Annotated in this window: 14 protein-coding genes; 1 reads left to right on the forward strand and 13 read right to left on the reverse strand. The window is 27.7% G+C overall.

Translation table 11 applies throughout. The annotated features are described in order from the left end of the window. Positions 1 to 23: 23 nt before the first annotated feature. The 6 genes from QZN27_RS00215 to QZN27_RS00240 all read right to left on the reverse strand — a co-directional run bounded on the left by QZN27_RS00215 (position 24) and on the right by QZN27_RS00240 (position 9,179). Positions 24 to 1,688 carry a glycosyltransferase gene (locus tag QZN27_RS00215; RefSeq protein WP_296782232.1) on the reverse strand — a complete coding sequence of 555 codons (1,665 nt, stop codon included), beginning with the start codon at positions 1,686 to 1,688 and terminating at the stop codon, positions 24 to 26. Positions 1,689 to 1,703: 15 nt separating this feature from the next. Continuing rightward, on the reverse strand, positions 1,704 to 2,837 hold the full coding sequence (locus QZN27_RS00220) for a glycosyltransferase (protein ID WP_296782233.1): 1,134 nt from the start codon (positions 2,835 to 2,837) through the stop codon (positions 1,704 to 1,706). Positions 2,838 to 2,846: 9 nt separating this feature from the next. Then, positions 2,847 to 4,679: a glycosyltransferase family 2 protein gene (locus tag QZN27_RS00225; protein ID WP_296782235.1), complete on the reverse strand. Its 1,833-nt coding sequence runs from the start codon at positions 4,677 to 4,679 to the stop codon at positions 2,847 to 2,849. Positions 4,680 to 4,696: 17 nt separating this feature from the next. Continuing rightward, the gene (locus QZN27_RS00230) at positions 4,697 to 5,020 is read right to left on the reverse strand and encodes a hypothetical protein (RefSeq protein ID WP_296782237.1); all 324 of its coding nucleotides are present in this window, start codon (positions 5,018 to 5,020) and stop codon (positions 4,697 to 4,699) included. A gap of 75 nt (positions 5,021 to 5,095) precedes the next feature. After that, positions 5,096 to 6,637 carry a DUF2142 domain-containing protein gene (locus QZN27_RS00235; protein ID WP_296782239.1) on the reverse strand — a complete coding sequence of 514 codons (1,542 nt, stop codon included), beginning with the start codon at positions 6,635 to 6,637 and terminating at the stop codon, positions 5,096 to 5,098. Between the two features lie 457 nt (positions 6,638 to 7,094). After that, the gene (locus QZN27_RS00240) at positions 7,095 to 9,179 is read right to left on the reverse strand and encodes a glycosyltransferase (protein ID WP_296782241.1); all 2,085 of its coding nucleotides are present in this window, start codon (positions 9,177 to 9,179) and stop codon (positions 7,095 to 7,097) included. 88 nt (positions 9,180 to 9,267) lie between these two features. Here QZN27_RS00240 and QZN27_RS00245 point away from each other — a divergent pair, with 88 nt between their 5' ends. After that, positions 9,268 to 10,308 (forward strand): acyltransferase, encoded by a 1,041-nt coding sequence (locus QZN27_RS00245; protein WP_296782243.1) that lies wholly within the window; start codon positions 9,268 to 9,270, stop codon positions 10,306 to 10,308. 71 nt (positions 10,309 to 10,379) lie between these two features. Here the strand turns inward: QZN27_RS00245 and QZN27_RS00250 are convergent, their stop codons facing one another. The 7 genes from QZN27_RS00250 to QZN27_RS00280 all read right to left on the reverse strand — a co-directional run bounded on the left by QZN27_RS00250 (position 10,380) and on the right by QZN27_RS00280 (position 22,981). After that, entirely contained in the window at positions 10,380 to 11,702 is a 1,323-nt protein-coding gene (locus tag QZN27_RS00250; protein WP_296782245.1) for a UDP-glucose/GDP-mannose dehydrogenase family protein, read from the reverse strand. Positions 11,703 to 11,732: 30 nt separating this feature from the next. Beyond that, positions 11,733 to 12,722, reverse strand: coding sequence for a glycosyltransferase (locus QZN27_RS00255; protein WP_296782246.1), 990 nt, complete (start codon positions 12,720 to 12,722; stop codon positions 11,733 to 11,735). A 39-nt stretch (positions 12,723 to 12,761) separates the two neighbouring features. Next, entirely contained in the window at positions 12,762 to 14,075 is a 1,314-nt protein-coding gene (locus tag QZN27_RS00260) for a CDP-glycerol glycerophosphotransferase family protein (RefSeq protein WP_296782248.1), read from the reverse strand. Between the two features lie 18 nt (positions 14,076 to 14,093). Continuing rightward, the gene (locus QZN27_RS00265; RefSeq protein ID WP_296782250.1) at positions 14,094 to 16,484 is read right to left on the reverse strand and encodes a glycosyltransferase; all 2,391 of its coding nucleotides are present in this window, start codon (positions 16,482 to 16,484) and stop codon (positions 14,094 to 14,096) included. Positions 16,485 to 16,796: 312 nt separating this feature from the next. Beyond that, positions 16,797 to 20,306, reverse strand: a complete 3,510-nt coding sequence (locus tag QZN27_RS00270; protein ID WP_296782252.1) for a bifunctional glycosyltransferase/CDP-glycerol:glycerophosphate glycerophosphotransferase — start codon at positions 20,304 to 20,306, stop codon at positions 16,797 to 16,799. Between the two features lie 160 nt (positions 20,307 to 20,466). Then, a complete protein-coding gene (locus tag QZN27_RS00275; protein WP_296782255.1) occupies positions 20,467 to 21,549 on the reverse strand; it encodes an acyltransferase in 1,083 nt (360 codons plus the stop codon). Between the two features lie 754 nt (positions 21,550 to 22,303). Continuing rightward, entirely contained in the window at positions 22,304 to 22,981 is a 678-nt protein-coding gene (locus tag QZN27_RS00280) for a zinc ribbon domain-containing protein (RefSeq protein ID WP_296782257.1), read from the reverse strand. Positions 22,982 to 23,055: the final 74 nt, after the last annotated feature.

Below are 23,055 nucleotides of genomic sequence, written 5' to 3' on the forward strand. Positions count from 1 at the left end.
TTCATGACCATTTAAATATCTTATTAAAAATCAGAGGGATTATAAACATTTATTCCAGAAACATGATATATTTTAAGATTTAAAATCATACGAAGGTACTCGGAAATGAAAAACATGAATTCATCACCTTGTTTAAAGTTAAATGCATTGAAATTAATTTTTTCATAAATATCTCTTCTTAAATATGAACAAGAAAATGGAGAATGCATTAATTCTAAAATTTCCCCATTAAAAAATATTGGCATTTGGAAAATATTATCATAAGGAGCAATATCTAACCAATAGTCATCATGTGCATGAGGCGCATATTTTTTAATCAAAGGAGAATCTTTAATTAATTGATTAGAAACAATTAATCCACAATTTGGCAAATCATATGCATATTTTTGCATTAATTCAATCGATCCAGCTGTTAAAATTGAATTTTGATTTAAAATTAAAATATCTGAATTTGGATTAGAAGCTTGAATTCCATTAATTAGTGCATCTGAAAATCCTAAATTATTTTTTTCAGTTATTATTGTCGCATTTTTCTTAAATTTTTCAATTGATATATTTAGATTATTATTTGAAATAATAATTTTAATATTTTCTAAATTCAGTGATAAAATTGAATTTATACATTCCTCTAAATTAATATCATTATCATAAATCGGGATAATTATATCAACATCTTTATTTAATTTATTTTGCTCATCTGAAAAATTTTGATGATTATTTTCATAAACCTTTTCCCTATTAGCAGGAGTTGTTTCTAATTTACGATTATCAGCCACTTTTAAATAGTACTTTGATAATAAAAATGGAATTGAGTATATTTTATAATATTTATTTATTTTCAATATCAAATCCCAATCTTCACCTATCGCCAAATCTTCATCAAAACCAGAGACTTTTTCAAGCACTTCTTTTTTGTGAACAAAACAATTAATATCAATGTAATTTTGATTAAAGAGTAATGATTTATTCAAATGTCCAAATAACACCTGAGATAACTTTGAATCATAAAAATTATATCTTTTTTGAGCTGAATAAATTGCACCCGCATCTGGAAACTCAATAAAAGCACCAACTGAGGCTTTAAGATAATCTTTATCAAAAAGATTGTCAGAATCTAAATAAGCAATGTAATCTCCATTAACTTCATTTAATGCAATATTTCTAGCCCCTGATGCATCTTTGTTCTCAGCATTATATAATATATTGACTTTTTCGTGAGAAATCTTCTTTAACAATTCTGTAGTTCCATCAGTACTTGCATCATCAACTATGATTAACTCAAAATTTTCATATGATTGAGATAAAACAGAATTTATAGCATTCATTACTACCTCTTTTCGATTAAATACTGGCATTATAACTGAAATTAAAGGTTTATTAATTAATTTATCAACTTTTGAACATAAATAATCCCCAATTAATTCCATAAATTTAAAGCAATACATTTGATTATCTGTAAAAGGAGCATTTATAAATGGGGCATAATATGAACTGATTAAAAAACTATTAAAATCAAAATTTGATTCATGATTTTTAATTTCATTATCCTTAATGATTTTTTTAAGTTCTGAAATTTCATTATTTAAATTTTTTTGATTTTTAATTAAATTTTCATATTCATTTTTATAAAAATTATACTTATCACTTCTATTTAGAATTTTTTCCTTATACTTTTTAGAAAATTTCATATTAAAACTCCATGATTAAATTAAATTTTTTAACTCTGACAATATCTCATCCACCCGATTATCAAAAGTATGATTTTTAAGAACAATTTTTTTTCCTTTTTCTGCTATTTTAATTCTTTCTTCATCATGATTTAGATAATATTCCAATTTACTATTTAAATAGTCAACACCTTCATAAGTTACAACACTACCTTCAAATAATGTTTCGGCAGATGGAATTTTATCAGATATTACAAAAGTTCCGCATGCAAGTGCATCAAAAAGTCTATTTGACGGAAAATCCAATTCCCTCATAGTTTCCCAGTGATCATTTAATAGTATTTTACAAGATGAATAATATTTATGCAATTCTTCATTAGGAATAAAATATCCTTTTACATATCTCTCATCAATGAATTCCGGCCAACCTCTACCATAAACTGCTACATCAAAATCAGTGCCCATAATATCTTTTATAATTTCTCTATAAACACCTCTTGTTGAGCCTACAAATAAAATATCCTCAGTTAGAGAATCATCATACTCAGGATAAAAAATATCCGGATCAGTGCATTGCAATAAAGGCTTTATAATAGTATTGACATTTTTACTTAAGTTTTCAGCATATTTAATTGAAGAAATGAAACAAATATCATATTTTTCATATTCTTCTTTTGTAACCTTTTCAGGGTCATAAATATTCCACATAATGTTAATTGAATCATAACTTGGGTCCCATTCATATTTTCCCCTTAAAAAGAAATTAATATCCACATCAACACTTGTATCATACCAATTTTCTCGTTCATGAATCAAAACATTAAAACCCTTTTTTTCAAATGATTTTTTTAAAGCAACAGCAAAAAAATAATCTCCCCAATGATGATGGCCAACAGGATTAGGAGTTTTAATTGCTATTGTTAAATCAGAATATTCTTCATCGATAAGTTTTTTCATGATAATTGGCTTTGAAAATTTTCCTAATCTTTTCTGCAACTTAATAATTTCATCATAAGAGCTTGATAAATTCTTATTTAAGATAGTATTTTCATTTTTAAGTTTCTTTATCTCTTTAATACTTTTTTTGTATTTCTTTCCAATTTTTTCATAATTATTTTTATAATAGTTATAACTGTTACTTTTATCCAATAATTTATCTACAAACTTCATAATACTACCTTAATAATTATTTAATTCAATTAAAATTTCTGGAAATTGATTTAAAACATTTTGAAATTGAATATCATTTTTTCCACTTTTATTTATCTCCCATAATGTAGTTTCATCTAAGATACCTAATTCACGTGCTATATTTACATAACATAATAAATGCATTGGCTTTTCAATTGCATAAATTTTTGTTTTATTTAAAATAGCCATTGCCCAAAACCAAATATCATCTCCAGAAGGACATAATTTCAAAAATAATTCTTCATCAAATATGTTATCATTTAAGGAATTAGGAACAAATAATGTTCCTCCAGCACCTGTTGGAAGATTCAAATAAGATGGATCCTGTTCACTATAATTTAATTTCCAATTTAGATAACTATCAATTTTATTATTATTAATTTGTATTTTTCTTGATCTTGCAGATATTATGGAATTAGGATGCTTTTTATGTGCATCCCACATATTTTTTAACCAGTCTTTTGGGTAAAATATATCATCATCTGCAGTTACAATTATATCATTAGGATACTCTTTAAGAGCAGGAATTAATTTTTTATAAGATTTAATATCTTCACACCATTTTATTGTTAAACCATTTTTTTTAAGTTCCAATACCTCTTTTGGAATATCATTTTCCTTATTTGGAAACTGTTCTTCAGCTAACCACAAAACCAATATATTTGGTTTCAAACTTTGAGTTAATAATGAGTATAAACAGTAATGTAAATCATACATTCGTTCAGGAAATGAAGTTAATGATACAATTAATAACCTAGAATCATTGTTTTTATCAATACCCATTTCATCAAAATTATTAATTTTAGGTAATATCTTCTTTTTATTAATATAGTTTAATTCTGAATTTTGAGTTTGATTAAACTTTTCAAATGTCTCATATTTTTCAAAATTAATAACATGTATATAAAATTTATGCAATCTAAAACTCAAATTTTTAAGTACATCATAATTTAGTCTCAAATTAAGAAAATATGACCTCATCATTTCATAATATTCCTTTTTTAATTCAATTGACGATTTTTTAAGATTTTCATAAGATTGTAATAAAGCAAATTCTAGAAAATTTAACTTAAATTCCTTTTGAGAATGATTTTCATTTAATAGTTGTTTTACAATATCAATTATATTAAATATTTCTAATCTACTATTATTTTTAGTTTGAACTGAATTTTCATTTAATTTATTATAGTTATATAAAATTTCCGGCAAATAAGAAACATATTTAGCAAATAACATTGTTTTAATATGAAATGGGATATCTTCAAACATTCTAATAGAATTTGGAAATTGAATATTATGTTTTTTTAAAAAAGAAGTTTTATACAATTTAGACCAAACAACAAACATATTATTCATAACTAATTGTTTATTATAATTATAATCAAAAACAAAATCATCATAATTCACATTTTTATCAATAGGTAAATAGATTCTTTTATGAAACTGATTATTTGTCCTATGTTCAATTGCATTAAATAATACTACTTCAGAACCATTAAAAATAGCATTATTGTAAACTTTTTCCAAACAATCAAGTTCAATCCAATCATCAGCATCCACAAATGTTAAATAATCACCTTGAGCTAATTCAATACCATTATTTCTACTTTGTGAAGGCCCTAAATTTTCTTGTGAAACAACAATAATCCGTTTATCATTGTTAGAATATTGATTGAGAATTTCTAATGAAGAATCAGAGGATCCATCATCAATACAAATTATTTCTATATCCTCAAATGTCTGATTAATGATGCTGTCCAAACATTTTTCCAAATATTTCTCAACATTATAAACTGGAATGATAACAGAAATTTTTACCATTTAAATCTCCTAAAATACTATTTTCTGAAAATTCTAAAAAGTTTTCTTAAAGGACTAGTGATTTTCCAACTAGTAGATGATTTTAGTTCTTTATTTTCATTTTTAACTTTTTTTAAATCTTTTTTTAGAGATTTAAGTTCCTTATTTTTCTTTTTAATATCTCTTTTAAGAGAATTTATTTTTTTATTTTTTTCATTAATCTGGCTCTCTAAAACAAATAAATATTCCTTAGTATTATTTGAAACAAATTTTAATTCATCTAATTGAACTTCCAAATCCTCAATGATTTTTTCATTTTCTAAAAGTTTATCATGAACATTACAATCATCGTCTAAAGTCATTTAAATTCTCCTTAAAACTAATAAATAATATATTTTTAATAGTATTAATATTTATTATATTTCAAAAACATTGATTTAATAGTATTTTGCGATTAAAGAAAATATCATTGAAACAATAAAAACTAATATCAAAACAAAAATGTAATGATCATATTCATTTTTTTCAATTTTATTAAGATTTAAAGAAAATACAATAGGCAATAGAGCAAATAATGGTAAGAAATATCTGGTATGTACTCCAGTAATAGTTAAACTACCTGCAGGTGACCATGATAATAATTGCACAATATATGTTCCGAAATATATCACAATAAAAGTTAGTAATGCTCCGAATCTGAATTTTGAATTAATTTTTTCACCAATTGGATAAGTGAAACAAATTACAAGCAATGATACCAATATAAACAATGATATCAATTCAGAAGCATTATAAACTCCGCCTTCAATGGTATATGCATAAAAACTAAAAAATCCATTGAAAATATAACTAAAGCTATATAAAATATTTATAAATACATTAAAAATATTTAATGGATCAGATAATAAAAAATTCATTTGATTAGCTATACTCACATTATTTTGAGTAATATATGTTGCCCTCCATGAATGAACTAATGCAGGAGTTGCATAAGACTTACTCCACAACACTCCAATCAATCCAACTGTAATTAAACCAATTAAACAATAGATATAATAATTTTTTTGCTTAAAATTATTCTTTGGCAAAAAGAACAATAATAAAATTAAAGCTAGATAAGGCAACTTACATAACCCGGTAAGCAAAGATAAAATGGAAATAATAAAAATTTCTTTTATTCCAAACTCATTTTTATACATGTATATAAAATAAGAAATTGTCAAAATACCTAATCCTGCAACTACAGAATCTATACTTACTGAAAATGCCTGAAACAAACAAACCGGCAAACATGCAATAAAAAACAAAGGCATTTTAAATAAAGGTGCTTTTTTGATTGCATAAGCAACTATTGTTGAATATAATAAGCTATTAAAAATTCTTGCAAGCCACAACATCCAAATTACATTTAAATCCAATAATTTAGCGATGAAAATCCCCAATCCTGAGAATAGATATCCAAAAAATGGGTTTTGTTCAAAGGCCGAAGAAACTTCAACTAGAGTATTATTAATCTTACCGGTATCTCCATTAACTTCAAAAACAGTTTTATCTATAGAGTGAACGAAAAAACCTGGGATACTATCAATTGTTTTAAATGAACCATTGACATATTCCGGAAATAAAATTCCTCTTGAAGTCAATTCAGCACGTGTAAAATGTTCCCCTTCATCTGAAACCGAATCGATTGGAATAACAAATGAAGTTATTAATCCAAACAGCAACAAGACAATAAAAACAGTTTTATATAGTTCTTTATCATTGTTATGTCCCTGATAATAACTTATCAAAATAATGCCCAATATTGAGAGAAAAATTAAAGCAAAAAATTCCATTTTAGGATGATTATAATTTTTGACAGTCATCAAAGATAATGAACATAACATTACTAAAACTAAAAATAAAATCCAATATTTCTTGGATTTAAAGAAATTATCTTTAAAAGAACTTAATTTAAATTTTAACATTTTATTTTTCATAACAACCTTCAAAATTATTAATATTCAAGAACCTTGAATTCATAACATTTTGTATATCTTCATAAACTATCTCAACTTATATTGAATTTACATTCATACAGGAACTGCATAACATTTGGATATTGCCTTATAATCAAATTCAAAATACTGATGAGATTAAAACCTATTGAATGTATATATTCTTTATTGAATATAAATTTTTAGTTTTAAGAATTAATTATAAGTAAAACTAAAAGAATTGAACAATATAACTAATTAACAGAAAAAATACTGCATTAAAATTAATGAGGAAAATAAAATTAATTGATTTTAACAGGATCGATATTCATTTTAATAGACATTTGTTAATTCGGAAAAAATCTGTCTATTAAATCTAGTAATAATCCTATTTTTCTCAAAACTGTTTTTATTAAAGATAAGTCATATATTTTCATGTGGTTTAAAGTACAATTAAAATTTAAATATTCTTTTTAAATTTCCTTAAAGGTTCTGTTAATTTCCAACTTTTAGAATTGAGAAGTGATTTATTCTCTTTTTTAAGCTTTTTATTTTGTTTTTTAAGTTTTTTATTATTCTTTTCTAATTTCTTATTTTTCTTTTTGAGTTTTTCATTATCCTTCGTCAGCTTGACTATATCCTTATTTAGTTTATTGCTTGTTTCCTCATAGAGTATTTTAAGATATTCAAATTTAAATTCCAAATAATCATCAATATTTAATACTAAATCAAATTTAACATTATTTTTTGGAACAAATTTCTCATCAATTCTTGAAAATCTTTCTTTAGCCAATGCAAAATACTCCTGTGAGTCTGCAATAATTATATAATACAATACATGATAAATAACAAATCGATAAAAATCTGATTCCAATTCTTCAAACATTCCTTCATTTTTAAGAATTTCTTCAACAATATCGATGATTTTAAATATGCCAATACTGTTAGAAGACGTATGATTTACGGAATTTAGATTATCTAACCTATAATGATACAAGAATTCATTTACAAATGATATTTTTTGTGCCCGTATCATAGATTTTACATGAAACGGCACATCATCAAAAGCAATACCTACATCAAAACGAAAATCCTCATAGTTATCTAAAAATTCTTTTTTATACAGTTTAGACCAAGGCGCATATCCTATATCAAAAACTATCTCTTTTACATCATGATAATTAAAAGAATACCTTTTGAAATTTTTATTTTTCAAAAGTTTATCAAGATTGAAATATGTACGTGAATTTGTAATCTTGTTATTTTCAATAACATTGGCTTTAAATATTACAATATCCGAATCATTGTATATTGCATTTTTATAAGTTTTTTCAAAGGCATCTAATTCAATTTGATCATCTGGGTCAAATAAATAAATATAATCACCTTTTGCTTCATCTAAAGCCCGATTCCTTGCAGATCCACAACCGCCATTTTCCTTATTAATTACTTTTACACGTGAATCCCTTTTGGAAAAATCATTTAAAATTTCTAGGGAATTATCTGTAGACCCGTCATTAACGCAAATTAGTTCAAAATCACTGAAAGTCTGATTTAACAGGCTATCAATTGAATTTTCGAGAAATTCAGATACATTATAAACAGGAATCAAAACAGATATTCGAGGGTTATTTCTATCATTAAAATCAACAAGCTTTTTCATTTCTTCATTTTTCTCATGATAAAAATAGAAATTTTCTTCAAAATTTCTTAAAACATCAGGCTGGTCTTTAAAAATTTCCCTTGTAGCGTCTAAGATATCCTTTCCGCCTTCAACGCCCATCATCCTAATAAAATCCACCATTTCATATCTGAATTGATGTCTAATTTTATCAAATTTCGAATCGGATAAATAATCAAATACCATTTTATAGTGCATCATATGGTCAAAGCGTTTTTTACGGGTATTGCACTGATTTGCGCCACTTACATAATAATATGCATAAAAATCAATAGGCACTGTATAAATTTCATTAATTTTAGATAAGATTTCAGCTAAAAAAACTGGGTCCTGTCCCCTTAACAAATCCGGAAAAGTTATCTGCTCATTTACAATGAGTTCCCTTTTAAAAATATTTTTATAAAAAGACCAGGGAATCCCATATTCTTCAGGTTTTATCTTTTTAAATTCAGTATAATAATCCAAATGAACAAATGGAGAAAATTCATCCTTGTCATTAATTAATTTTATATTACCTGAAACCATATCCGCATTATTTTTAATAGCTACATTATACAATTCCTCTAATGCAGCATTATCAACAAAAATATCATCCGCATCTAAAAAACCTATATAATCCCCTGTAGCTTCACTCATCCCGTAATTTCTTGCTTTACCTGATCCTTGATTTTCCTGTGATAATACTTTGATAAATTCATGTTCTTTGGCGAATTCATTTAAAATTTCTAATGAATCATCAGTTGACCCATCATTTACACATATAAGTTCAATATCTTTTAGTGTTTGATTGATTACAGTGTTAATAGATTTATCTAAACGGTCTGCATCATTAAAAACCGGCATAATAATTGAAACTTTAGTCATTAATTCTCATCCAAAATTTTTTTTAAAAATATAAACATATATTTACTTTTTATTAAATATATATATTTAGTATTAAAAAGGTTAAATTATGAATAATAATAAACGAATCGAGTATATTAGTTTAGCAAGTGTTTTATCTGCAATAGCAGTTGTTTATCTTCATGCAAATAGCTGTTTTTGGCAGTTCTCAACCGCAAGATATTGGATTACAGCAAATTTTATTGAATCAACATTTTATTTCGCAGTACCTATCTTTTTTATGATTTCAGGTGCAATGCTTATTGATTACAATAAACGTTACAGTTTAAAAGAATATTTCTCTAAAAGAATAACAAAAACTTTAATTCCATTTATTATTTGGAGTTTAATTGGTTTGTTAATTCAAGTTTATTATATGCATACAATAAAAATAAGCTCAATTGATTTGACTTATATTATTAATGGATTGCTTAATGGTAGCTTAGTGCAGGTTTATTGGTTCTTTATTCCGTTATTCTGCATATATTTATCAATTCCAGTATTTGCCGCTATCCCTGATGATAAAAAAAAGGACATTCTCACCTATGTTTGCAGTTTAACATTTATTCTAAATATACTAATTCCGTTTTTAATTTCAGTATTCAATTTAAAAATAAACTATACTATTTCCATTGCTGTGGGAGGAGGAAGTTTATTCTTTGCATTAACCGGATATTTATTACATAAATACGAAATATCAAAAAAATATAGAATAATTTTATACATACTGGCAATTATGGGATTTTTAATGCATTTTTTAGGCACATATTATTTATCCACATCTGCTGGAGAAGTTATTAAAACATATAAAGGATTTACAAATATTCCTTCAGTTTTATATTCACTAGGAATTTTTGTTTTCATAAAATACGACATTATCAAGTTAATGAAATTTAACATTATTAAAAAAATTGTTGGATTTTTAGATTTTTATACCTTCGGAATATACTTAATTCACTGGTACTTACTACAATTTCTAATTAGAACCTTTAATATTAACAATACCTCAATTATTTATAGGCTCTTTGCACCACTAATAGTTCTTGTGCTTTCAGTGATAATTATTTATTTAATTCGCAAAATTCCAATTATTAAAAAAATAGTGCCGTGAGGATTAAAACGATAAGAAAAAACTGATTGATCATTATATGCCGATTTCAATTGTATAATTAATCATGCGTATTAACAACCAATCTGGAACAATTCGAATCCTTTTTCCAGTATTTTTTTATCGTAAATATTCCTTCCATCAAATATAACCTTTTCATTTAACTTTTCTGAAAGTAAATCAAAGTCGGGATTTCTGAATTCCTTCCATTCTGTTATCAAAATCAATCCGTCACATTCTTCAGTAGCCAAATATCTACTTTTTACAAACTCAATTGAACCCAGATATTTTTCATCAATTGTTCTTTTGAACTCTTCGATTGCTTCAGGATCATATGCCTTAATTTTTGCACCTTTGTCAATAAGTGATGTAATTACTGTAAGTGATGTAGCTTCACGAACATCATCAGTGCCTGGTTTGAAGGAAAGTCCCCAAATTCCAAAAGTTCGTCCATTTAAATCATTGCCGAACCTGTCGACTACCTTGTTTACAAGAACCATCTTTTGATTTGCATTGACCTTTTCCACATTGGACAATATCATCGGTTCATAGCCTGCACTTTGGGCAGTATTTATCAATGCCTGGACATCCTTAGGAAAACAGCTTCCCCCATAACCGCATCCGGCATATATGAAATCATAGCCTATACGCTTATCCGAACCTATTCCCAAACGCACCTGCTGAACGTCAGCACCTGTCACTTCACAGATGTTAGCTATCTCATTCATGAAAGATATTTTGGTTGCAAGCATGGCATTTGCAACATACTTTGTCATTTCAGAGGATTTTATGTCCATCAAAACGAATCTGTCATGATTAAGAACAAATGATGAGTACAAATCCTTTAATGTATCAAATACATCTTCACTTTCAGCACCAATGACAATGCGATCAGGATGCATGCAATCCTCAATTGCCCTTCCCTCTTTTAGAAATTCAGGATTTGATGCAATGTCGATTTTAACAGAAGAGCCGTTATCTTTTAAAATGCCTTCAATATGATTTTTTACTTTAAAACATGTTCCCACAGGAACTGTGGATTTTATAACAACAAGTGAATCATGAGAAATGTTTTGGGCGATATCCGATGCTGCTGAGAAAATATAATCCAGATTTGCACTGCCATCCTCAGCCATTGGAGTTCCAACGGCAATGAAAATAATATCCGTATCGTCTAAGGCTTCTTTAAGTTTTGTTGTAAAAAACAAATCTCCTTTTTCTTGACCGTTTTTTACCATAGTACCTAAATGTGGTTCGAAAATGGGCAAAATCCCTTTTTTTAAATTTCCAATTTTTTCTTCATCGATATCTACACAATATACCTTATTACCCATTTTTGAAAAACATGCTCCAGTTACAAGCCCAACATAGCCAGTTCCTATAACAGTAATGTTCATAATACCACCCAATGTTAATATAAATTTAAATTATTTAATAATCTCATAAAATTCATTAAGACAATCGTTATTGAATTGTTTGTAATCAATATCTAATGTATTTACTCCCTCATTCATAAAATCTTGCAATCCTTCTAAAATATTTTCATAAGAATTTCCAATTTTATACCCATTAAACCTGTCGATTATATCCATATCCCCTTCAGCAATACTCATTATCGGAATACCTAACATTTCTGATTCATAAATATATTTTCGATAAAATCTATAATCCGGAGGCAAAACAAATAAATCGCAACATTTTAAAATTGGCAGAGGATTTGATAATTGTTTTATTAGAGTTACATTTTCCCAATTTTTCAACTTTGAGGTTAAATTTTGAATCTTATTAAACCATCCGAAGTCGCCAACTATAATCAATTGAACATCATCATAATCATCACATAATTTATCAAATGCATTTAATAGATTTTCGGACCATTCTTTATTGTATATTGATTTATTTATTGAAATAATTTTCTTTCCAGGCCTGTTTAACACTCCCCTAATATAAGAAGAATCATGAGTATAAACCCTTGAATCTTTATCCAGTTTCAACATTTTACCAGATTCATATTCAATATTATCAAAATTAATTAGATTATGTGCAATTTTAATATTGTCTAAATCATTAAGTTCCTTTATAGGCTTAATCAGTTCCGAAGAAATCGCAACAACATTATCATAATTGCCATAGGCTTCTTTTAAAATATTGTTGTTAAATTTATTGTTTTCTATTTCTTTAATAGGATCATTGTGAACCCATAAACTAGATTTTGCATCATTATTGCACAACATCAAAATTTCATTTTTAAAATAGCCATCATAATTTAAAACATAGTCAAATGAAAGATTATAAAATTGGCGTTTAAATTCCCTTTTAAAAAATTCGCGGATAGAATTATTGCACTCCTCCTCTGAATTCAGGAATTTATGATACTTGATTTTTTCAATATATGTAGGTTCATTTTTATTCACCATAGGCATTATCTGAATACCCTTAGGAAGAGAGTTTAAAATTCATTCAGGATCCTTTTTAAATTTTTTTGACCATTGATGAAAAGTTAAAATGAAATTGTATCTGCTTACATCAACTTGTGACAATAATTGCCTTAATGAAAGTGTAATTTCATTATCAGATAAGTTTCCTATGAAAATTAAGACATTTGGTTTATTGTTCTTTTTGATTTCCTCATGACAGCAATTTTTATCTAAAAATATATGTTGACAAATATTTTTTGCGGAATCTGCACTATCATATGGAACATAATCATTTAACAATTCAGAATAATCCTCAAAATCAGAATTCAATTCAGAAATGAGCTCATCAATATTTTCCACATTTACAAACGGCAAATCTAAATCCTCAAGATAAGTGGAATAATCATTATCAAAACTGTTGAATAAAATAATTTTTCGTTTAGAATTGATAAAATCAAGTAAGACGCTTGAAAAATCTGTAATGAATGCTTCAGCTAAACTGATTATGTCATAATCAGTATATTCTGATGGAAATGGTTTTATATGTTTCAATTTAGAAAAATCTATAACCTTTTTATTGTACCCATCCACTTTAAAGAATAAAACTTGATTATCATTTAATTTTTTATCAATCTCTTCTAAATTCCTTTTAACATTTTTTACAAATTTTTTATGCACAGAACGATTTAAATAATGAGGCATATATACAAAAATCTGATTATCTTCAATGTTTAACTTGGATTTCAAATTAGAATTATCCTTAAAAAATGAAATGTTTCTGGGACTGCCTTCCTTTATAATTTTCCCATCGTAAATCTCTTCAATTAATAATGATTTCATTATTTTATCATATGAATAGTCATTCGAAAACAAAATATAATCAGACAATAAAAATAGACGCTGCAAAGACCCTATTTTTGAAGCCTTTTTGATATCATCAATTCCCCATTTAATTAAGGGATTCTCATGATAAACATTAATAATTACTTGTCCATCACGTTTAGCATATCTAAACCTAATATTTCTATCTGTTATGATATATTTAGCATATTCACAAACATATGTGGCTTTAATATCATTAGTGATAATTTTATCAATTTTTAAATTATAGTTTTCTTGAAGTTTTTCAAGATAATCAATGTTGCCTTTTTTAACATAAACATAAATTTTAAAATTTTTATATTGGTCTTTTGATAATTCTTCCATTATTCTAAATATATTACTTGATATGTACTCGCCATTCATTGAATCGATGAAAATTAGATTATTATCTATTTTTTTATGATAATAAGGGTAATAAACATAAGAATTTAGATAATTTTTCTTATACTTTTTTATTTTTTTAAATTTCATATGTATCTCCATAAAAAATTAATTTAATATATCCTTGAATTCCTGAATAGCATTTTGATTATATAATTCATAATCAACATCCAAGGTTTTAACATTACCTTCCATAAATTCATAAAAACCTTGCAATATTCCTTCTTCAGAGTCATCTACCATAAATCCGTCGAATTTTCTTATCCATTGGACGCCTGTGACATCTGTAGAAATTACAGGCACATTTAATATATCAGCTTCCATAATCACCATTGACCAGCCCTCATAAAGTGAAGATGAAATATATAAATCACATCTTTTTAAAATAGGCATAGGATTTGAAATAGATTTAATAATAGTTACATTCTTCCAACAGGGCAAATCTTTTCTTAATTGTAAAAAATCCTCATATTCAAAGCCTCTGCTTCCTATAAGTATTAATTGAGTATCCGGATAATCTTTATAAAATTTATTAAAAGCCATTATCAAACGTTTAAAACCTTTTTCCGGCGTGAAACGGCCAATGCTAATGAATTTTTTACCTGAACTGTTTAAAACATCATCCAATCCGCCGATATTATAGGTATCAATAATAGTTGTTCTATCTAAAGTTATATCTTTTTTTGATTTCTCGATGATTCCATGATAATTCGCTATATTATGAACAACACTTACATCAATTTTATTATTAGCAATTTGCTGTATAGATTTAATTAAATCGGTTGAAACCGCAACAACATTATTATATTCATTATATGCTTCCCTTAAAACATATAATCTTTGATTATCTCTTGTTTTTGATTCTTGAATCATGTCACTATGAACCCAAATGTAACTCTCACAATCCATATTTTTGTATAATAAGATTACATTTTCACCATAACCATCAAAATTGATAACCTTATCAAATGAAATTCCTGGATACAATCGTTTTATCTCCCGTTTGAACATTTTATCTAATATCTTAGGATATTCAACTTCCATATCTAATCTATTATTTTCCATATAGTCATCATAAGCTTTTTGCTCATTATCTGTCAAGTTAATTGGAGATCTGATTGGTAAAAACTTAACTTCCTTGGAAAACACGCTCAATGCTTCTTCATGATTATTAACAATATTCTTATCCCACTGCCTATACGCAATATAAATATTATAATTAGAAAAATCAATATTTGACAATAAACTTGTCAAGGAAGAGGTTACTCCATTTTTAAATAATGCTCCCGCAAATATTAAAATATTAGGTTTATCATTTTCAATTACTCTTTCCTTACAAACCGGTTTTCCATTAAAAATATGATTACATATATTCATCACAGCATCAGGATTATCATATTGGCAGAATTTATTTATAAACTCCGAATCATCGTAGTTTTTACCCGAATTTAATTCATTTATTAAATCATCAATGGTTTGGACCTTGGGGAAAGGTAAATCTGAAATAGGAATATATGTACCTCTGTAAGAGAGATAATCCTTTTCATCATAATTAAATAAGATTATTTTACGTTTTGAATTTGCAAAATCAAAAAATACGCTTGAATAATCTGTGATTAAAACATCAGCCATATTCAAAACATCATAAATTTCATAACCTTCAGGAAATTGACAAATATTTTTGAATTTTGAAAAATCGATTTGAGATTCGTCATATATATGAAGTTTTGCAAATAAAATCTGATTATTATTGAGTTTAGAATCTAATTCAAGCAGATAATCTTCAAGTATCCTTCCATAAGTCTCATCATAAGCATCATTTAAAACTCCGCGAAAAGTAGGCATATAAACAAATATTTCCTTATCCTGCAAACCTAACTTTGATTTAAGCCAAGCTTCCTTAAAAAAAACACTGTTTCTTGGATATCCTTCCAGCAGTATTTTTCCACCATATAACTTGTCAATCATATATGATTTAAGCATTTTTTCCATCATATAATCATTAGGATACAACAAATAATCAGTAGATAAAAAAGGATGTTGAATATGTCCGATTTTGTGCTGTTCGGCTACATTATCAAATCCCATAAGTTTTAAAGGTGTTCCGTGCCAGGTATTAACAAATATCTGATCATCACGTTTCACATATTTATACCTAATTCCGGAATCAGTAAAAATATATTTAGCCTTTTCCATTATTTTAGTAGCTTCATCTTCTGAAGTTATAATCTTATCAATTTTTAAATTATAATTTTTCTTTAAAGCATTAATTTTTTTAACAATTTCAGGTTTAGCATGAACATATATCTTGAAATTGCCATAATTTCCTGTTGATAACTCTTCTACGATTTTAAAAATATTACCTGTGAAATCATGACCTTCCCTAGATTCCAAATAAACCAGATTTTCATCAATTTTCTTGTAATAATTTGAATAAATTGACGAATTGGAAATACTATTAAAATTTTTCTTTTCCTTTTTATTTTGGTTAAAAAACATGAAAATACCTGTTTAACTATAATTTAAATATTTAAAAGTAAGGTAATATTACTTAATAATAATCAATGAAATATTATCCTACTTTATTTTACTCATTTGATGTAAATTAATAATATATTAGTAAATTTTAATATATATCTATTATCTAATAAAGAGTAATTAACCATACCAAAATAATTTATTAAGTTTTTCAAAAAATAATTTAATCTTAATCAATATTATAATCCTAAATTAATTAATTTTGATTTTTCAGACCAATACGATTATTGGTTTTATGGCTACTCTGATATTGGCAATCGCTTTCAGATTCTATTAATCCCTAATCAATCTTGAAAATATTTTATCTGATATGTTGAATCGTGATTTTGAACCCTTATTTTTAAGCATTACCTCATTGAATATTTTTTCAGAAGAATCGCCTGATTCATATTGGTTGAATTTTTGGCGGAATTTTTGCCTGATTGCCTTGTTTTCCTTTTCAATCTCATCAATATTGACAATAGCCTGCTCCAATTCCCTTGAGGAATATACCAATGGCCCCGGCCTGTTTTCTATAATGTCAATATAAAATCCTCTGAGCTTTTCGCGATATTCCTTCAAATCATAAGTGAATAATATTATTGGCCTATCCAAATTAGCATAATCAAACATTACTGAAGAGTAATCGGTAACCAGAATATCAGACACCAGATAGAGCTCCTCAATGGAATCATATCTTGACAGATCATATACAAAATCATCATTTACGGGTGCTGTCCAATCCTTAAATGACAGGTGATGCAGTCTTAAAATCAGCACATACTCATCTGACAGGGATTTCTTCAATGACTTTAAATCCAGCATCAATTCAAATTTGTTTTTTTCTCTCCATGTCGGAGCATATAAAATTATTTTTTTATCCAAAGGCAATCCTATTTTTGATTTTAATTCATTGATGTCATTCTCGTTATTTTTGGCATAAAGCATATCAGTTCTTGGATAGCCGTAATCCAAAAACTTTTTATTGAATCCGAAACATCTTGAGGACACATCAGATACATAATCGCTTTGAACAGTCAAGTAATCCCATCTGCCGCATTTTTTAATGAAGTCCTCTTCCTGTTTTTTTGTTTTAAAGTCGCCCGGAACATCGATTCCCAGCGTTTTTAATGGGGTTCCATGCATTGTCTGAATTTCAACCTGACCTTCCCTTTTAACATAATGGTCTGCAAAGTTAACATTGTTGACAAAGAATTTTGAAGTTGCCAGATAATAGAAATATTTTAAAGAATCTCTCCTTACTCTGATACCGTTTCCATTAATCGGAATATGCTCATCCTTCAATGACCATATGCATTCATATTCAGGATAGTTTTCATCAATATATTCGTAAAGGTATCTTGGATTGCAGGAATACTTTGTTCCCCACATTGACTCGAATATTATGCGCTTATTGTTAATCGGCAATCGTCTGAAGAATGAATATTCCTTTTGAGCAATTTTTTGTCTTTTTTCTTTTGTGTCTTCACGTGAAGACCATTTTCTAACTGATTTAAGCCTTAAAGTCCAAAAGCTACTACGATATACTGAATAATCAAATGAATTATCCGAAAATGTGTTGTTGAACGATTCAAAGATGTGCAGAGGTGTTGAAAATGATACTCCCTCAAAGTTGTATTCAACCAGAATGTCAAAAAATCCATGATAGAGATTCCTTGTGATGTTTTCATCGCCAATATTTATCTCAAACATCAATTCATTATCATCCAACAGTTTTCCGTCATCAATATAATATATGGAATGATTTTTATTATCCTTAAAGAAAAGCTTTGCTGAAATCAACCTGTCTCCAGCCACATTTGTGGAATGCAATCTGGTTTTGAATGTGACTGTGTTTGCATTCTCGGAAATCTCCACTATCTCGGTCAGGTCCTCATATTTTCTAATATCATAATGATAATCACCCAAAGTGTTTACAATACATGACCCAAAATCAGAGTTGAAAAGCAGGAACCTTTTCCACTTATGAACCAAAGGCTCTCCATTCTCATATCGGATTTGGCACTCTTTAAACAGAAGTTTATCTATTTCAACAGAATAAACCTGACTTTTCTCATCATAAGTGAAAGGCACCTTGTACTCCCTATTAAATTGGCTTTCATCATAACATGCAAGCACATCCCCATAGTATTCAGGAGTATGGATGCATAATTTATTGTCTTCAGCAGTTATCTCTTCATAACGATGCCTGACAGGTGAGATATCAATAATCAAACATTTATTTAACTCGAATTTTGTGCAGAAATAATTATCTCCACGCATAATGGCTTTCAAATCACTTCTGTTTCTGACATTCTGCTTTGAAAATCCTATGAAGATATTGTGCACAATATCATTTCTCTTTAAAGTCAGCAAAATCCTATTTTCACCAACCAAACTTTCATCATCCCTTATTTCAGAATAAGGAATATTGATCTTGAAACCTGAACTATTGTAGGATAAATTGTTAAATGGAATATTGAATGCAGACATGTCATCTACTGTGATATTTTCAAAAGCAAGAGGCATCCTTTTATGGCTAGTGTCATTGACTAGCTGAAATGACATTTCCTGGTCATTGAAATCTTCAACACTTAACCCTGGAATGAAAGCGAAACCCTTAATCTCCAATCCTTTCTTTTTAAAGGACACGTCCAAAAGACTATCAACAGGTTTCATTTCTTTTATGTAGTTGTCAACAGCCAAATATCCTGTATCGGAAATTTTCTTATCGCAATCCACAACCATATGGGAATCCTTCAGATATACATTAGATGACTCCAATTCCTCAAACTCAAAATTTAACAGCTCAATGAATCGTGAATAATCATTATTCATTAGATATTCATATTTTAATTTTGTAATTTCATCCAAATAGACCAAATTGGTCAAATCCATATTATTTTCAATGAAATCCTGGAGGATAGCTATTATTTCGCCGGAGTCCTCTTTAGAAACAGATATTAATTTATCAATAAAAATCATTAAGTCTACTTTAAGCCATTTCAAGTCCTTTGCTAAAATTAGCTTCTCATCGGAAACATTTTCATCGAAAAATTCGTCCACCAATCCCATTACATGAAGCCTGTCATTTAAATTTTTGATATCTGAAGCAGTTTGGGTGATTGACTTTGATATTCCTCCCCTGACTCTCCATAAATAACAGTTTTCATAGACTACTGAAACGTTATTGGCCAGATAATGCATAGGTATGGTTATTGGAATGTCCTCATAAAGAATTCCTTCAGGAAACTTGAAATCATGCTTTAACCAGAATTCACGTTTAATCAACTTATTCCACGCTGTTGTGTCATAGAAAAGCTCATGGCTTTCTGTAATGTGGGTCACTTCCTTTGTTCCGGAAAATGCGATTTCATGAATAAATGATCCCCATGTCACTCTGGAATTAAATCTCCAAACATTACCGATAGTCATATCACTATCGTTCTTAACAGCCAGATTATACATTCGTTCATAAGCTTTTGGAGGAACCCTGTCATCGGAATCAAGGAATATTATATAGTCTCCCTGAGCAAATTCACAGCCGTAATTTCTTGCATGGCCCAATCCCTGATTTTCCTCATAGACATACTCGATATTTTCATATTTGTCTGCATATTCCTTAGCAATGACTGCACTGTCATCTGTTGAACCGTCATCCACCAGGATTATCTGGAGATTTCTCTTGTAACCATCACTTAACTCCATATTGTTTATGGTCTGACCTACAACTGAATCCAGACATTCCTCTAAAAATTCCTGAACATTATAGACAGGTATTATAACACTAACTCTAGTTTTCAAAATTATGACCTAAATAAAACTTTTCTATATCTATTTTTAAATCTAATGATATTTATATCAAACCTTAAATGATTCAACAAACATATTTTTTAATTCAATGAAAATCTTGATTATTTAAAAAGGAAAATGTGTACTGCACAATCGAGTACACAATAACAATTTAATGATATCCTGACCATTTGCCCAAGTAGGGAATCTTATCAATTATAATGACAATCAGCCAGCTTAAAATGCAAACAGCAATAATTGTTGTAATCCATAAAAAGATTGCAGATGGCTTGGATAATACTACACCAGTTAAAAGAATTCCTAAAATCAATTTAAAGGTGTTATTCATCAAATACATACCATAACTAGCTTTACTTACTGATGTGATAAATTTATTTACAATATTATTCTCTAAAAATTGTCTTATTTTTGAATATAAACCTGCAGTACTCTTATGAACATATTTTATCATTACAAATAATGAACCTGCCTGTAATAGTTGCACAAATGCCAAATCGAGTGAAGATTTAATAATTTTTGTTTTAGTTGCTTGATAATTATGGAATAGATTATATGGCAGGTCCAGTTGCCCTCCTATTTTTAAAAATGAAGTGATAATGAAAATTGCCAAAGCAATTGTGATGATTTTATTTACTGAAATGTCAAATTCCTTTACAGACAAATAATACCCCACCACTACAAATGATATTGGCCCTATAAAAAAGCTTAAATCAATTGAATGAACCAAATGCAAATAAAGCATTATTTGATAAAATAAAGAACCACCCAATATTACTAAAACAAAATATTCCAATTCCTTCATGGTTGAATTTTGTATTACCTTATTTAATATAGGTATAAAGAAGTATACGCCAACAATTAACCAGAAATACCAATTATATGAAAATGGCAAACTGAATATTTGATTTAAGTAACTTGGATCATAATAAACGCCAATTATATAAAAAACGATTCTATGGATAACTAAAAACAAAATGAATGGGTAAATTATCCTGGTGAATCTTCTTTTAAAAAAATCCCCCAATTCAATATCCCGATTTAAAAGAAGCGCACCTGTCATCATTAAAAATACAGGAACTGCAAAACGTGTGATTTCAGACAAACTATAAAACTTATCCCCGATTAAACCAGCATCGTGAAAAACCTGGGAAACATGCAGTATAATAATTCCCAAAATAGCTAGAAATCTTAATGTATCATAATATTTTATTCGCTCATGTGTGTGAATAGCCATAATCAATCTCCATATTTAAAACAATCCGCCTTTTAATTTAATAATAAAATGTACGAATATTAAGGTTTAGTTTAAGAAAATACTAAATTTCCTTCTGTCAACCATCATGAACTTTCGAATTTTTGTAGCAGATATTAGAATCAATATGGAAATACTGATATTGGTCTTAAAATACTATTTTGAATCCTAGTCAAATTGTGATTTCTCAAGTTTTATCAGATTTTTGTTAATTGAATAATTATAATGGCAGGTTCACATCATTTGCAATCAATGAAATAAAATCATTTAAGAAAATCTCATTAATTCAATGAAAAATATTTAGTTATTGTATAAAATATGTTATAATCTTGAAAATTTATACAAAAATGTTTATAAATCAGAATTAATAGGACAATCATTAAAATTTATAACCTAATATCTTTCCATTATTGTTTGCAAACATGTTAAACCAAGACAAAATTATATTACATATTATTTAAATCGACATATTTAAACTTTTTGATAAAATGAATTAATTGCTTAATATCGATTTATAAATTGTTATTAATTAAATTAAATCATTTAATTAATTATAATTAATTAATATGTTTTAAGAATTGTTTATTCATTAAAATAATTGGAAATTTGAAATAATTTAATAATGACATATATATAATAATGCTTAATTATTACATTTAATAGAAAAAGATAAATTTATTATATGAATGTTCATTTATATAAATCAATTAAAAAAAAAGAAAATAGCGTACTCAAACTAAAATGTCTGAGTACCTGCTTCCGGAGACAGACTTACACTTCTAGTGTCCAATAATTTGCTTCCGGAGCCGTCATATAAATTAATTTCAGCAAAGTCCGGGAAATACTTATATGCATCCGCACTGGAAACTTCAAGATGTCCACTGGAATCAACTGTAACTGGGACCATGTTTCCATGGTTTAAAGTTGATCCGTCACGGGAGTAGAAAATTTGCAGTGTTACCTTTTCACCGGCATGTTCAGGTCCTACATATATTGAAGCATATGTCTTGTCTTCCAATTCCCCTCCGGTCGAAAAGCTTCCTCCCAAAATCGACATTGAAGTGGTTTTCGGTTTAGCCGGTGACGCCTGAGAAGCTTGAGAAGCCTGGGAGCTGGAAGTTTCTTCAGTTTGAGCCGGTTCAGCATTAGAAGCATTTTGAACCTGCTGTTGAGGCTGTGAATCATTGGTATGATTTGAATTGAATCCGTAAAGGTAAACAAAAGCCCCTGCAAGAACAACTACCACAATTGCCAGTGCAACGATAATGTATTTTGTCGTATTATCGCTACCGGATTTATTGCTCATTGAGTTAATCATACTTTCATGACTAACTGTCTTTTTCAAAGGACTGCCACATTTTTTACAAAATTTTGCGGTATCGCTATTTTCACTATCACACTTGGGACAACGCATTATTTTTTCACCTCATAATCCTCTTAGATAATAATAATTTGTATACAACATTAAATAAAATTATCCATAGCAAT

It is taken from the genome of uncultured Methanobrevibacter sp., assembly GCF_900316895.1.
Lineage (GTDB): Archaea > Methanobacteriota > Methanobacteria > Methanobacteriales > Methanobacteriaceae > Methanocatella.